This window comes from Bacillus sp. SSR7 (assembly GCF_055902415.1).
This window is the reverse complement of record NZ_JBVVXV010000005.1, coordinates 238,727-253,815: the sequence shown is the minus strand read 5'-3', so window position 1 is coordinate 253,815 and position 15,089 is coordinate 238,727. Positions and strand designations below refer to the sequence as shown.

Below are 15,089 nucleotides of genomic sequence, written 5' to 3'. Positions count from 1 at the left end.
TATACTCTGCATGCTTTTTTCATTTCGGTTACTTTATACTAAATGTTGCTGCGTCACACAGTGAATCATGCCACCATACGCAAACAGTTCATTTACATAAATACCGACAATTCTTCTTCCTGGAAACTGCCCTTCAATGATTTGAAGCCCTAACTTATCATGTTCATCACCATATATAGGAACTAATACAACTTCATTTCCAATATAAAAATTCAAATATGAACCCTTACATTCTGCTTCTTTCACCATTTTTCTTGTCACCGGTACTGGTATGAGCTGAAATGGTTTTCCATCTATATTTCTTGCTTGTCGCAATTCTTGATAATGCTTTTCGTACGCCTCCAAAAGGTATGGTTCGCCTTCCCCGAAAGGATCATATTCATAAAGAATCGTATTTTCATTTACAAAACGTGCAGCCCCATCAATATGGTAGTCTGTATCTTCATCATAATTATCCTCTCCGCGAATACCAGTTATCCATATAAAATTCGTGACCCCTAAATGCTTCGTTAACTCTATTTCAATCTCTTCCTGACTTAGTGTAGGATTTCGATTTTCATTTATAATAGAAGTTTTTGCCGCCATTAAGGTTCCATTTCCGTTTACCTCAATTCCCCCGCCCTCTATACAGACATTAGATTCAACTTTTGGAACGCTATACCTTTCACTTATTTTAGTTGGTATAATAGCATCTTTTTCATACGGATATTTATCTCCCCAACCATTAAATACCCAGTGTGTTAGGCGCAGATTTCCATCTTTATCTTTTACAAAAATCGGTCCATTATCTCGTATCCAGACATCATCAGTTTCTTGTACTAAGAAATCAATTTTATCCATATCCACTTTCGCTTCCATTAACTTCGATTGCACATGTACTTTTTCTTCTTCATCAAATACCACAATATGAACAGTTTCTCCGTAATGAAGCTCCTTTGCCATCGTTACCCAAATATCATCTAGCTTAGCTCTGTACCCTTCACCTCTATGAGCTTTATCATGAGGCCATTGGAGCCATGTCCCCTCATGTTTCTCCCATTCTGCAGGCATATAAAACAAACTATTTTCTATATTCCTCATACATGTTCCCCCCCTTCTCTGAATGTAAGTACAGTCTATACTTTGACATCGTGTTAAGGTCAACAGGAATATATTACTTTACTTATAACCGATTTGTAAGACTACTCTTTGTTTTCTGTAATTAGATTTTCATGAAAACTTTCGCGTCTAAATTTTTATCGACACTCCTTTCAATAATTACTTTTGTAAATAAAACGAGGATTGACATTAACATTATGTCAATCCTTATTCTCATTCTATTTTCGTAACTAAAAAACAAATTTGTGTCACATACTCTTCTACTAAACAATCACATTCAGGTCCCTTTATATACACTTCATATGGATGGTCATCTATTATATAACCATTCTTTTCCACCCACTCTTCTAATGCCATATAGGCATAACCTATATAGTCATAGCTACCATAATGCATAGCAGTAACAATTTGATGTTGGTGTATCTTTTTTATTTCGCATCCTTGTAATGCATCTTTACCGTCCCCATCCATAATCGGAATTCTTAATTCAATATCGCTGTGACCCGGCATAAATTCTTCATCATAAAAAACGGTATAAGGAGAACCTACTATTTGCAAACTATTTCTTTGTACTTCTTCATATAAATCATAAAAATAATCATCCATATGTTCTATATCTATTTGTAACCTTTGAGCAATTACGGTTATTTCATTTCTCGTCCCATTTAATATATCGTAATTTCTATGGCGAGCAATATTTAAATCCTGATTCATATTGACCATTTCATTCATTTCAGAAATAACCTGTAAATTTTGTTTCACTTCATGAGACAACTCAATGATTTGCGCTTGCATATGGTGAATAAATGAATCTTGATCTGATGACTGCAGTATTACTTTAATTTTCGGCAAAGGAAACTTGTACTCTCTGAGCTTTTTAATTTTCAGTGCTATTTCTAGCTGCCCTTGCTCATAAAATCTATATCCATTTACCGGATTCACATATGCCGGTTTCAATATTTCCTCTTTATCATAATGTCTTAGCATCCGTGTACTCATTTTACAAATCCGCGAAAACTCAGTAATTGTATACATATACTTACCCCTTGAATACATTTTCTTATACGCTTATTTTAAAACCAATCAAAAATCTTCCTAACTGAAAAATCTTCATTCTGATTGTTCAATCTTTTCATTTTTGAAGGTAACAAATGCGAAGGACAATACCACGTTAAACAATTGATTGCGCCTCCCATTGTTGATATTTCTCCTACATGGATTTGAATAGCTTGTTTCTCTGTATGCTGTTGAATATATCGTAAAACTTCTCTATCTTTAGCTAGCCCAAACATAGGGACGTAAAGAGCATCACATGTTTCTAACATATTTATATATAATCCTTTTGCCGACGCTATTTCTTGATCATATTGCCCTTTCTCTGTATATGACGAAGGAACAACTATAAATTTAGCTTCTGGCATTTGCTCTTGAATAATCTCTTGAACATGATATCTAAATTCATCATCCCCTAAAAAATCACTAATAAACATCGTATGTTCATCAATAAATTTAACCATTCCATCCGCGTGTGCAAGTACGTCCCCTTCTTCAGCAGGAATAATAATAACTCGGCTCACATCCAAATCCCATTCCAGTTGCTCTATAATTTCTTCTTCTGTCCAATCATAATTATCATCAAATATGCGTTCTGTTAAAATAACAGTATCTTTTTTATTCCAAATAAGATTACCACCGTCCAATATTAATGGTGATTTCACATACTCAAAGTCGTTCTTTTTCAACCACTTATTAAATTGTTGATCTAAATATCGCCCTTGATCCTCTGGCAAATAATTTGGTCGATATTTAAATTTAACAAGATGATTCGTTACAACTGGCGCAACATCCCTTAACCAAATATCATCATACTCAAAAAAGATCGTATGGAATTCTTGTTCTTCAACAGATAAAGAAATAAGTTGGTCTGTAGCCCCCTTTTTTTCATTTAAATTTTCATTAAAATAAATAAGTTCTTCATAAAACGGTTCATAATATTCATTTGATTCATTCGGTATCGCAGTAAAAATAATTCCCTTTTGTTTGTGTTCCATTTTCTTTCCCTCGCTTTTTTATAATAATTAAGTAGCCCGCCCTTCCTCAACATTTCTTGAATGGATTATAGCACGATGAAATATTATATATTTATATAAAAAATATAAAGCCGTCATTGAGCTGTAAATTGACTCTTGACAAGATTTTTAATAAAGTTTTTTATAGCAACATTCTAAAATTAATAGTCGTACACATTTAACAATTAGATAATTTTTTATCCTGCTTCATATCTATCACTTCGAACAAACCGTTTTGATTATATAAATTTAATAAATGCGTTTCTATTCCTATACAAATCCCTTCTAACGGAAGGTCATTTGGATCTTGACCAAAAGGATCTTCAATTTCAATCCCTATTGCTTCAATCCCTATAAATGCAAAACTTATAAACGTAGTTGCAAGTACTGTAAACCAACCAAGACTATCAACAAGACCAATCGGTAAAGTCCCGCAAAATATGAGCAGTAAAATTTTAATATGAGCAAAATAGGCAAAAGGAATAGGTGTTGTTTTTATACGATCACATCCACCCACAGCCGTAAGCAACTTATTCAGGTCGGCTTCCATATTAATTATTGCATTTGAATGAATCTGACCCTTTTTCAAACCTTTTGATAGTATAGTTTTTAACAGAAAAACTATACTAATTGGTAAATGAATAGACTCTGTCAATATTGCTTGCTCCTTCTCAGAACAAATATCAAGCAATTCTTGTATCTCATCTAAATCTTTTTCATCTCTCAAATGTCCTTTCGCTATTTTAGGAAAAGCAATTAGTAAATGTAAAAACTTTAGTTTTTCCTGATCGTTCTTTTCCCCTTCTGACTCCCAATAACATAAAAGACTAACTGCTAAATTTCTAGTAGAGGCACCAATCGTGCCAAACAGCTTCCTACCTTCCCAATATCTATCATAGGCAGTATTAGTACGAAACACTAACAGTAGACCTAAAGCTCCTCCAACAATTACCCAAGGTGTTTGATTGATATGTATTTCTGCATAATAATAATGAATCACAGCTACTACCGTTGAAATACATGTATATACTAAAATTTGCGGGAAAATATCTCTTATAATCGTTCCCTTTAATGTAAATATTTGATGTAAACTATTTTGATTATTGTAATGCACCATATTTACAAAAACCTCTTCCCTTATTAACTTTTTATTCTTTAAAATCATGCGAGTATACAATTAAATAGTAGAATCATAAACCCTATCATGACGAAACTCGTTAAAATTATTTCTTTCAATACCGTTACTCCTTTTTTCGCCAAAAGATATAGCTCTTTTTACATTCAAATAACAAACATTCACTCTTCTAAATCACGACGCATTATTCTAGAATTTGCAATGAATAAGGCACTAATTAGTACAAGAATCGCACAGGCGTATAACAATGAATCTATCGAACTATCGTGATCAATAATAATGAGACGAACGATAGCTGTTATACCTATATAAATAAAATATCGTAATGGGAAATGAAAATTCATTTGAAAATACTTTATAATCATTACAATAAATTCAAAATATAAAAAGAATACGACGATACTATCAATCAAATGATAACTAGATTCTTCACCATTTATTTTCAGCTCTTGTATAAATTGAATGACTTCTTTCATTAGAAACACACTTAATACAATCCCTAAACAAATCAAAGCTACATTTAAAATGTACTGTAGAACGATAGGGAAAAACAAAAATACTATTTTAAAATTCTTTAACACAGAAACCTTTCTCCTTTTCCATATAAATCGAAAATTGAATACACACTATAATTCATTTATCATTGCATTTATATTTTTTATTGTTATAAATAATAAGGAATGACAAAATAGGAAAAGATAATCTTTCACCTATTTTGTCTATATAGCAGCACAACGTAATTCCAATCCATTACTTCAATGCAATCGGTTGTTGCTGTGTAACACAATGAATCATACCGCCATTTTTATAAAGCTCTCTCACATCAATACCAACTACTTTACGATCTGGGTATAATTTCTGAATCGTATCGTTTGCGATTTTATCATTTGGATCATTATAATTAGGCACCAATACCACTGTATTCCCAATATAATAATTGATATATGACCCTTTATAATCGAGAGTTTTTCCATTTTCTAATACAACTTTTTCTTTACTAAGCGGTAAGTATTCATACTTATATTTCTTTCCTACAGCATTTTTTGCATCTAATAATGTATCCATATCTTTATTAGATAGACCCCATTCAGCAAGGTCATCTTCTTTCATCGTTACAATGGTAGATTTATTATGGAATTTAGCAAACCCATCAATATGAAAATCAGTAATATCTAAATTCGGCACTCCATCTAACCAAATAAAGTTTGATACCCCAAGGTCACTTATATATTTTTCAATTTCCTTTTCTGATAAATCAGGATTTCTATTTTTATTCGTTACCGCACTTCGAGTTAATAAAGCAGTCCCATTGCTATCTAATTCAATTGCGCCACCTTCAAGGACAAACTTCCCCCAATCAATTCTTTCAATCCCTGCTTGTTTACTCACATTTTCACGTATACGAGCATCATTTTTATACGGCGTTTTCTTACCCCACCCATTAAATGCTGGATCTAATATTTTTAAATTTTTATTATTGTCATAAACAAAAATCGGTCCACTATCTCGTGCCCATACATCATCAGTAGGAGCGATAAAGAAATCAATTTTATCCATATTCAGTCCTTTATCTATTAAAAGTTTATTGATTCGCTCTTTCTCCTCCTCATCGTATGCAACAATATGGACTTTTTCCCCCTCAGTTAAAGCACTTGCCATCTTAACCCAAATCGGTTCAACTTCCTGCTTATACTCTTCACCATATGTGTATTCATGAGGCCATTGTAGCCATGTACCTTCATGTTTATCTTTTTCATCTGGCATCGTATATTTCCCGACGGTTTTCTGTACCTCTACTTTTTCATTCCCTTTCCCTTTAGCATTTTCATTGTTCCCCTCAAAAGAGCATCCACTAATAATCGTTGTAGATAATGTAGCCATTAAGCAAAACTTTACTATTTTTTTCATTTTATAAACCTCCTGTTCTTGTCTCCAATAATGTAAAGCTTCACATAGTGTGAAGCTCAAGCTTTTTTATCGATGTAAAATTTACCAATTAATCTTCCGCATAAATTCATTACGAATAGATGAAATTCACACAGTAACTTTCCTATATTTAACATCCCTATCATTTAACTTCCTAAATAAAATTATTCTACTATTCCCCCTTCATAGTTACTTCTCCGTTGAACATTCAAAAAAAATCGGTATTGATAAATTCATATCAATACCGATTTAAAAATCATTATTTTGCTTCTATTAAATCACTCGCCATTTTCCTAAACTCTTGATTAAATGCATCATTCATACCATTTTGGACATTAGAGAATAATATGACAAACGTTTTTTTATCCCAGTTAAAATTATTAAAAGTATTCCAACCTGCCAATACGCCGTGGTTATGATAATAATCTGGATACGTATAGAAACTAAATCCATATTTTCTTGCAGGTGATGCCGTAAACATATCTAATACACTTTGTTTAGATAACAGTTTTCCATCCATTATTGCCTCATCTAATCTTTTCATATCTTCAACAGTCGTATACATTTCACCACACCCATACAACCAGTTCATTTTTAAGCGGGGTGCAGCTATTAATTCATTATCTTTTCTCGTATAACCTTCTGCTAAAAAAATATCTTCTGGGAGAGTCGCCCCCATTCCAGATTCATGCATGCCAGCAGAAGTAAAAATATTTTCTTTGACGTATTCAGCGAGCGGTTTATTCGTAATTTTTTCTACAATATATGCAAGCACCATATAATTATAGTCTGTATATTTCCAGCCTGTCCCTGCAGGAAATTGCAATTTTTGCGCTCCAATCCATGTTACTAACTTTAAACGTGACCCCGCATCCACCCTACCTTGTCCTTGATCTGGCAAGCCAGATGTGTGTGTTAATAGATTTCGTAACGTAATGTTTTTGTCTGCTGGAAACGATGGAATATACTTATTTACATTGTCTTCAATGTTTAATTTTCCTTTTTCTTTTAGCTGCATAATAGATATTGCAACGACCGTTTTCGTAATAGAACCAATACGATATTTCGTTCTTGGCGTTGTTACTACTTTATCTTTCACATTCGCATATCCATAACCTTTTTGTAAAATCACATGATCTTTACTAGCTACAAGAACGCTCCCATTAAACCCTTTATCTTTTAAATATTGATCTAGTTTTCCAGCTACAGCTTCATAGCGTTTTTTCTCAGTTGCATTAACTTCTTGCATATCGTCCTTTTGCTTACTATTTACATTAGAAAATGCCTTTATATCATATTTCTTACCTTTATTTGCATGTATGAGTGCAACGACACTCCCACAAAAAATAGCAAAAATAAAGAAAACGATTAACCATTTCTTTAACATAATAGGAACCCTCTTTTATATAGTTTCACTTAACGTACATCCATTCTGTTCTATATCTTTTAATTTTCAAATATTTTATAATACTACCTATTATTCACCTAAATGAACTAGATTCCTTTTTCTCATATTCAGTTTTTGGCTACTCTCTATTGTATTTCTTTCTTGCAAAATTTCCACCTTACAATCGGATGCACCCTACTATAATTTCAACATCTTATGTAACATTTGTTACACACGATAAGAAACGGAGTTGTTACGATGAAAAATACTGACAAACGCAATCGCTTAAATGATAGGATGTTTCATTACAGAGTAACAAAAAACAACATAGTTTTAATTTAATATTACGGAAAACAGATTATGATATTAAATTAAAATGACGCTAAAAAAATTTTATACAAAATAAATCATGCACATAACGATACAGAAAAACAACTCATTATGGCTAAAGTAACAGGCAATTTCAAAAGAGGAAACGAACGCAATTGAAAACAAATCTCATTTACGTTTTAATTATACAACATATAAAAAAAGAAATGTCGCTCATTCGGCATTTCTTTAGACTTTCTTCATAAAAAATTTACATTGCTAACTTTCTTTTATTTTTACTATATAAAGTGAAACTTTAATCAATGGTGTTTTGTCCGTCCCCCACTGATTATTAGCCCACCCCAATCCGGCTTTTACTGGCTGCCTGGCAAATTGCGGGATAAACTCACTGCCGAAATACTTAGTAATGCCACTATACACAACCATGCATACGTATACCCTTTCGCGTCCACAATATAACCAAATAAAACAGGTGCAATAATAATCGCAATTTGATTTAATGTAAGCGCTAAACTCACTGTTATTCCTACAGATTCTTCACTTGCCAATTCAGCAACTTCGGCTATAAAAAGACTAAACCATCCAATTGAAAAGAATCCTAACAATGCACTTATACCATACAATACTCCACTCGTTATTGTATGTATACTCATTACTAACAATAGAACCAATCCGATAGAAGCACAGACAGTTATAAATAAAGGTATGCGCCGATTTCCCTTATAAAACACATCACTAATAGCTGCTAATACAACACGACCAATCATTCCAGAAAAGAACATAACTGAAAATACTGTTCCAGCTACAATAGATGTAATAGATTGTTCCCTTACTAAAAATTTCATGAAGTGTCCAACTAACACCATTTGTAATGAAATCATGCAAATACCCGTCATATAAATTGGATACAACTCTTTTTTGCATATCACTACTTTTAGGTGTGTCCAAAAAGAAACTTTAATATGTTCTTTCCTTGCTTCCGCCTGAACACATGGCTCTTTATAAAGCACAAAAATTAATAGCCCTCCCATAATACAAATGCATGCAATACTATTTATCGCGTAAGTCATATTATATTGTATTGTTAGAAACGGGATTAGCACTCCCGCTAACGCGCCACCAATCGGTATACCAGCTTGCCTTATTCCCATCGCTAACCCACGATTTTCTTTTGGGAACCATTTTAAAATCACTTTACTTCCTCCTGGCTGGGAAACACTATAAAACATGCCCATTAATAAAAGTACAAATAATAACCCATTAAATCCACTTACTATATTAGTCAGTAAAAGCGAACTCCCTAGCAAAAATGAACTGATAGAAATTAATATTTTTTCATTATATTGATCAAGTAGCCGACCGACAAAAAGCATACAAAATAACGGCCCAACATTTACAACACTTACTAACAATCCACTCTCCATATTCGTAAGCGCATATTCTTCTTTCCAAAATAAAGCGAAAACCCCGACACCATATGTTATAAGTGTCGCTGTTGTTTGAGCAAGCGTCGCAACAATTAACATCACCCACTTATAAGTACTGTTCATCCTTTCTTGCATTAACACAATAATCCCTCCATCCTCTTCCATTGTATGAAAGTTCTGATATCATATAAAATAAAGATTCATCATATAATCCATCAAAAAAATTGATACCTTTCCGGAGGGATGATACGTGGACATAAAAGATTTAACTGTATTTTACGAGGTCGCGAAGGAAAATAATATTTCTCACGCAGCGAAAAATTTGAACTACGTGCAATCAGGCGTAACAATGCGTATGAAACAACTAGAAAATGAATTAGGCGTGCCTTTATTTTACCGTAACGGAAAAGGTGTAACTTTAACTTCTAACGGTGAGATTTTATTAACGTACGCCAAACAAATTATCCACTTAATGGATCAATCTATAAAAGCGGTTCAAAGTAATGGAACTGATCCTAAAGGCACTTTGACAATCGGATGTACAGAATCTACAACTGCGGTAAGGCTTCCCTCTATATTAACGGCCTACTATGAGAGGTACCCAGAAGTCGAATTGATTTTGGAAACAAATACGACTGAACAACTAATTAAGCTTGTATTAGAGCGAAAACTAGACGGAGCGTTTATAGCTGGCTCTACTCAGCATACTGAACTCCATACAACTGTATTTCATGAAGAAGAATTGGTTCTCATTAGTAAAAAACCTTTATCCTCTCTTAAAGACATAGAAGATATGAATTTACTCGCTTTTAGTCACGGGTGCTATTATAGGGGTTTATTAGAAGACTGGCTTCAAGAAGAAGACATCTCACCTAAACGAGTTTTAGAATTCGGGACAATCGAAGCTATACTTGCATGTGTAAAATCAAGTATGGGCGTAGCGATTATGATGAAATCAATTTTAAAGGGACATGAACATGACGTATCATTCAACCCTTTACCAAATAGCTTCAAAAAGGTTCCTACTACTTTCATTACTAGAAAAGACATATTTCGCTCAGCTGCATTACAAAAATTTATGGAGATGACTCACCATGCATGAAAAGAAAATACGTGGGATAAAACGAAAAACAAACACTATGATTAAACGCATTGAGGAACATACAAAAATATTCCCTTCTACTTTCTATAACGATGAATATTGGTATATGCCTTTACCCGTTTCTCAAACTTTTATCGAGTCTCATAAAACACCTAAAAAAGTAAAACGATTATGTATCCAAACCTTAATAGATCGAGTAAATCATTTAATAAAAATAAAACCGAGTGATACACATACATATCGAGTTGTTACTTTAATTTCTATAGAGAATTTATGGGAATCGCAAATTATCGTATTCAAAAACGATGACTATTTTCATAACTTTTTCAATAGAAATAATGAATTTCAAAAATGGATTTCTCTTTCAAATGAAATTGATTTTTGGAAAACATGGGGAATTTCAATTTGTCCTACTGCCCAAATTTTACACTTTCAAGAAGTCATTTATGATGAAGATGCAATCGATAAAAAAGAGATTTGGTTTATTGGAGAGTTATCTTAAAAGGGGTACTTTGAAATGAAAAGCTTCCCTTTTTTCACTTAATAAAATCGCTATATAATGAATTTATTATTTACTATATAGGAGGTTTTCACATGGTAATACCTAAATATCCTGATGTCCCTACTCTTACGAAAAAACAAATCGATCAAATTACAGAAATCGTTTTTCTAAAAGAAATAACAACACAAAAATGTGATGCTATTTTCGTTTTCGGCGGTTCTCATCCCGGCAATTGGCAAGCTCCTCTAGAAGCTTATCGACAAGGTTTAGGAAATCAAATTATCGTTACAGGTGGTACTAGTTTGCATGGCATGAAACATCCGAGCTGGAATTACGGGGATTTGTCAGATGCAGAAGTAATTGTAACTAAATTAATGGAACATGGCGTACCAAAAGATGCTATCCTATTCGAGAAAAACTCCCTCCATTCTATCGCGAATGTAATGGAAGCGAAAAAGATTTTTGATTTCACAAAGATTAATCAGCTACTATTTGTTTGCAAAAGTTTAGGCGCTGGTCGGCAATATCGAGTATTAAAAAAACATTTACCTAAAACTATTACTTGTATCCCCTATACATTTGATACAAGTTTCGATGGTGAGTTTACAATTAATAGATATAATTGGATGGAAAATGAGGAAAGCCGCTCTATGATTTTTGGAGAATACTTGAGAAATGTTTGCTACGGTAGAAAAGGTGGCATTGAACCACCGGAAAAAGAAGTTCAAGGTTTAGAAGAATATGTATCCTACTACTATAATCTAGCATAATAGAAAAAGGTATACTAAAACGTCGGTATACCTTTTCTCCTATCTCACTTATTTTTCTTTTAGTACACTATGTAATCGATCAGGGTAATTTGTAAACATTCCTGTAGCACCCCATTTTATTAACAATCTCATATCTGGTTTCTCATTAATTGTATAAGGATGAATTAGCAGTCCATTATTTCTAGCCATTTTCATATATGACTCATCAATAATTAGTTCTCCGTTATCATTACGTAAGTTTGGTCCAATACCAACTGCATACTTTTTAATTTCTTGAAAATCTTCATTTGTTACACTTTTCGGTTCATGTGTAATGCCAGACCATTCAACAATCTCATTGTTTTCATTTGGATAATACCAAAGCAGTTGAACTAACGGAATATTTTTATTCATACTATGAATCTTTGTTAAACTATCTTTACTAAATGACTGAATCATAACACGGCTAGAAGACATGTTTTGACCTATTAAATTATATTTTTCTAATAAAGCTAATAATTTCTCTTCCATTCCTGGATACACATCTGGTGATTTTGTTTCAATGTAATACTTCATGCTTCTTCCGTACTTTTGGAAGATTTCTTCAAGAGTCGGAACTTTTTGACCAACATACTCTTGCTTAGCCTTTTCTGGATAAGCTTTATTGAACCACGATCCTGCATCTAAACTCTTTATTTCACTTAATGTTTTATCTCGTACTTCCCCTGTACCATTTGTAGTTCGATCAACGGCTGTATCATGCATTGCAATCAACTGGCCGTCCTTAGTTAACTGAATATCTAACTCCAAATAATCCGCTTTCATTTTTTTCACAAGATCATAAGAAGCAAAAGTATGCTCAGGTGCATGTCCACTTGCTCCGCGATGTGCAATATTTAAAAACTTATTCGTATTCCCTTCATGCTTTCCTTCTGCTTTCGCATGAACAGCTCCCCCAGCAAAGATACTTCCCATCATAAAGAAAATAACTAAAACGCTAATAATCTTTCTCATCCTTCTAACCCTTCCTACGTTGTAAATTTCAACAAGTTAATGAGATTCACACGAAATAGAAGATATATTTTCATTATTTTTATAAGCTTATATTAAAATTTCAGTCTTACAAATATACTTTCCCTATGTTATTAATATAGAAAACTATTTATTTTCTATATCTCTCCTTTCCACATGTAACTTCCCTATTGTGTGCGATTCTTCCAATAAAAAAAACCATAATTTATTTAGAGGACACTTCTGTATCCCTAAATAAATTTATGGCTTATCTCACATATCTCCGGCCTCGATTAACTTGTCGAAATTAATCATACCAAACCTATTAAAATTTGTGAATATTATTTTTTCAGTAAAGTGAGACATATAAGAAAGTATTTCCGTAGTTACTTAAAAATCACATAATACATTTCTCATTACCTCTTCCAGCATTACCGCTGGATTTACCACTTCTTGTTCCGAACGCCATCCAATAAAGCCATCTGGTCTAATTAGTACAACTCCTTCATTCTCTATTCCATATAATTCACAAAAAACATTTTCTTGAGTAATAAAGTCTCCCCTTAAACCAACGCTGTAAACTTTTATATTTATTCCTAATTTAGATGAAACATCAAATACAGCTTCAGCCCAAGAGCTATTGTCTACTCCAGTAAGTAATACAAAATTGTTACCAAATAAGTCTAATATAGAAGCTTCTTTCCCTTTATACATCCCCCAAAAGTGCGGCGCTCGCGTTCCAGGTCTCCCGTTCAACTCTACGCTATCCATTCTATGTGGAGTGACTGAGTCATCTATAATCGCCTCTGAACAATACTGATATCCAACTGTAACAGCTAAACCATCCATATTATTCAAACTGCCTTCCTCTCTATTCGCAGCACGAAACAGTAAACTACTTGCATAAGCTGTCGTTAATTTTGCAACAGGGTATCTCTCTTCATGATATGTTTCTAACAATTTTGGTTTTGCCTTGCCTTTTATAACAGCCCCTAATTTCCAAGCTAGATTGTGCGCATCTTGTATTCCTGTATTGGAACCAAACCCTCCAGTTGGCGGCATAATATGTGCAGAATCGCCAACTAAAAAAACGCGATTATCTTGAAATTTTGTAGCAGTACTTTCAGTCGCTTCCCACGGTAAAACACTTACTATTTCTGACTCAACATTTGTACTTCCAATTGCGGTTTGAATAATTTGTTTACAACGTTCTATAGTGAAATCCTCTGGTCTCTCTCCTTTTAATGGATCATAGGATACATGGTAAATCCATCTTCTTTCATTATCGACTGGAATGAGTGCACCAAGAACTTCCGGATGAAGTACCATAGTAAAACCAAATGCATCTCCTTGTATAAATTCGCTTAAATCCGCTTCAAAATAAATATTCATATAATAACCGCCAATGGTTCCACGACCCTCAGTTGTAATCCCTAATTGCTTACGTATTTTACTTTGTGCTCCATCTGCTGCAATTACATAGTCACAATGTATGACACTTTCTTTTTCTGTTTCACGATTTCGAATCGTTGCTTTTACCCCGTTTTCATTTTGTTCAAATGAAACTAATTCATGATAAAAAGATAGTTGCCCGCCTAGCGTTTTCACTTCTTGTAACATCATCTCTTCTAAAATTATTTGATAACACGCAGTTTGTTTTGATGGACTAATCTTTTCTATTTTTTGAAGTAACTCTTCATCGTTTCCGTATTGCGTCGCTCTCATTTGTTCCAATTCTTCTTTATTCGCCTCAGCTATTGTATGAACTACTATTCTTCCTCGGCAGTTCTCTAATGCTTTACCTGCCAATTTAATTCTTTGTTCCAAACCTAATTCTCGAAATAACTCCATTGTACGTAAAGTAAGACCGCCTGCTTTCGGATGAATGGCAGTAGACGGATGCCTTTCAATAAGTAAGTACTCAATGTTATGTTTTGCAAGAAATAACGCAGATGCTAACCCTGATAATCCCCCTCCAACAATTAAAACTGGTACATCATTCGATTTCATATATTTATCCTCCACATCATTGTTCTGAGCTCAGTGATATAAATATAATCAAAAAAACAACAAAGATATAGACTTATATTTCATTTTAAATTATCATATAGATAGATTACGCCCCAAATTATTTTTACTTTTTCATACATCTATAATCTGCTTGTATTATGTATGTATGAAAGAGTAAAACGAAACAACTCACTTTAAAATAATAAAAACATGATAAGCGGTCGTAACCCTAAAAATTATTCAGGGTTACGACCGCTTAATTTTTTGTTCAATGGCTTAACTATCCTCACCTGGAAACAACGTAGTATTAAATCATTTTCTACTTTAAAACTTTATCCATTCT

General features: G+C 33.2%; 13 protein-coding genes and 1 pseudogene. 4 read left to right on the top strand and 10 right to left on the bottom strand.

Annotation, left to right across the window (positions count from 1 at the left end):
* Positions 1-33 precede the first annotated feature (33 nt).
* The 7 genes from AC0NJG_RS12655 to AC0NJG_RS12625 all read right to left on the bottom strand — a co-directional run bounded on the left by AC0NJG_RS12655 (position 34) and on the right by AC0NJG_RS12625 (position 7,615).
* Positions 34-1,080, bottom strand: coding sequence for an agmatine deiminase family protein (locus AC0NJG_RS12655; protein ID WP_087995662.1), 1,047 nt, complete (start codon positions 1,078-1,080; stop codon positions 34-36).
* Between the two features lie 231 nt (positions 1,081-1,311).
* Positions 1,312-2,133, bottom strand: coding sequence for a MerR family transcriptional regulator (locus tag AC0NJG_RS12650; protein ID WP_087954737.1), 822 nt, complete (start codon positions 2,131-2,133; stop codon positions 1,312-1,314).
* A gap of 38 nt (positions 2,134-2,171) precedes the next feature.
* Positions 2,172-3,149: an agmatine deiminase family protein gene (locus AC0NJG_RS12645; RefSeq protein ID WP_087995660.1), complete on the bottom strand. Its 978-nt coding sequence runs from the start codon at positions 3,147-3,149 to the stop codon at positions 2,172-2,174.
* Positions 3,150-3,345: 196 nt separating this feature from the next.
* Positions 3,346-4,284, bottom strand: a complete 939-nt coding sequence (locus AC0NJG_RS12640) for a bestrophin family protein (RefSeq protein WP_087954735.1) — start codon at positions 4,282-4,284, stop codon at positions 3,346-3,348.
* Positions 4,285-4,463: 179 nt separating this feature from the next.
* Positions 4,464-4,883 (bottom strand): phosphate-starvation-inducible protein PsiE, encoded by a 420-nt coding sequence (gene psiE, locus AC0NJG_RS12635; protein ID WP_087954734.1) that lies wholly within the window; start codon positions 4,881-4,883, stop codon positions 4,464-4,466.
* A 169-nt stretch (positions 4,884-5,052) separates the two neighbouring features.
* Positions 5,053-6,210 carry an agmatine deiminase family protein gene (locus AC0NJG_RS12630; RefSeq protein WP_140168635.1) on the bottom strand — a complete coding sequence of 386 codons (1,158 nt, stop codon included), beginning with the start codon at positions 6,208-6,210 and terminating at the stop codon, positions 5,053-5,055.
* Positions 6,211-6,487: 277 nt separating this feature from the next.
* The gene (locus AC0NJG_RS12625) at positions 6,488-7,615 is read right to left on the bottom strand and encodes a serine hydrolase domain-containing protein (protein WP_087954733.1); all 1,128 of its coding nucleotides are present in this window, start codon (positions 7,613-7,615) and stop codon (positions 6,488-6,490) included.
* 258 nt (positions 7,616-7,873) lie between these two features.
* On the opposite strand from AC0NJG_RS12625, the pseudogene AC0NJG_RS12620 reads away from it, so the two are divergent.
* A pseudogene (locus AC0NJG_RS12620) lies at positions 7,874-8,104 on the top strand (hypothetical protein).
* A 194-nt stretch (positions 8,105-8,298) separates the two neighbouring features.
* On the opposite strand, the gene AC0NJG_RS12615 reads toward AC0NJG_RS12620, so the two are convergent.
* Positions 8,299-9,537: an MFS transporter gene (locus tag AC0NJG_RS12615; protein WP_474063117.1), complete on the bottom strand. Its 1,239-nt coding sequence runs from the start codon at positions 9,535-9,537 to the stop codon at positions 8,299-8,301.
* 85 nt (positions 9,538-9,622) lie between these two features.
* Here AC0NJG_RS12615 and AC0NJG_RS12610 point away from each other — a divergent pair, with 85 nt between their 5' ends.
* From AC0NJG_RS12610 to AC0NJG_RS12600, 3 genes are all read left to right on the top strand, one after another.
* Positions 9,623-10,474, top strand: coding sequence for a LysR family transcriptional regulator (locus tag AC0NJG_RS12610; protein ID WP_088325995.1), 852 nt, complete (start codon positions 9,623-9,625; stop codon positions 10,472-10,474).
* Entirely contained in the window at positions 10,467-10,976 is a 510-nt protein-coding gene (locus AC0NJG_RS12605) for a DUF3916 domain-containing protein (protein WP_087954731.1), read from the top strand. The genes AC0NJG_RS12610 and AC0NJG_RS12605 overlap by 8 nt, the downstream gene beginning before the upstream one ends.
* Before the next feature lie 92 nt (positions 10,977-11,068).
* A complete protein-coding gene (locus tag AC0NJG_RS12600) occupies positions 11,069-11,746 on the top strand; it encodes a YdcF family protein (protein ID WP_087954730.1) in 678 nt (225 codons plus the stop codon).
* A gap of 48 nt (positions 11,747-11,794) precedes the next feature.
* Here the strand turns inward: AC0NJG_RS12600 and AC0NJG_RS12595 are convergent, their stop codons facing one another.
* Positions 11,795-12,739, bottom strand: a complete 945-nt coding sequence (locus AC0NJG_RS12595; protein ID WP_087954729.1) for a glycerophosphodiester phosphodiesterase — start codon at positions 12,737-12,739, stop codon at positions 11,795-11,797.
* A 387-nt stretch (positions 12,740-13,126) separates the two neighbouring features.
* Positions 13,127-14,746 carry an FAD-dependent oxidoreductase gene (locus tag AC0NJG_RS12590; protein ID WP_140421141.1) on the bottom strand — a complete coding sequence of 540 codons (1,620 nt, stop codon included), beginning with the start codon at positions 14,744-14,746 and terminating at the stop codon, positions 13,127-13,129.
* Positions 14,747-15,089 lie beyond the last annotated feature (343 nt).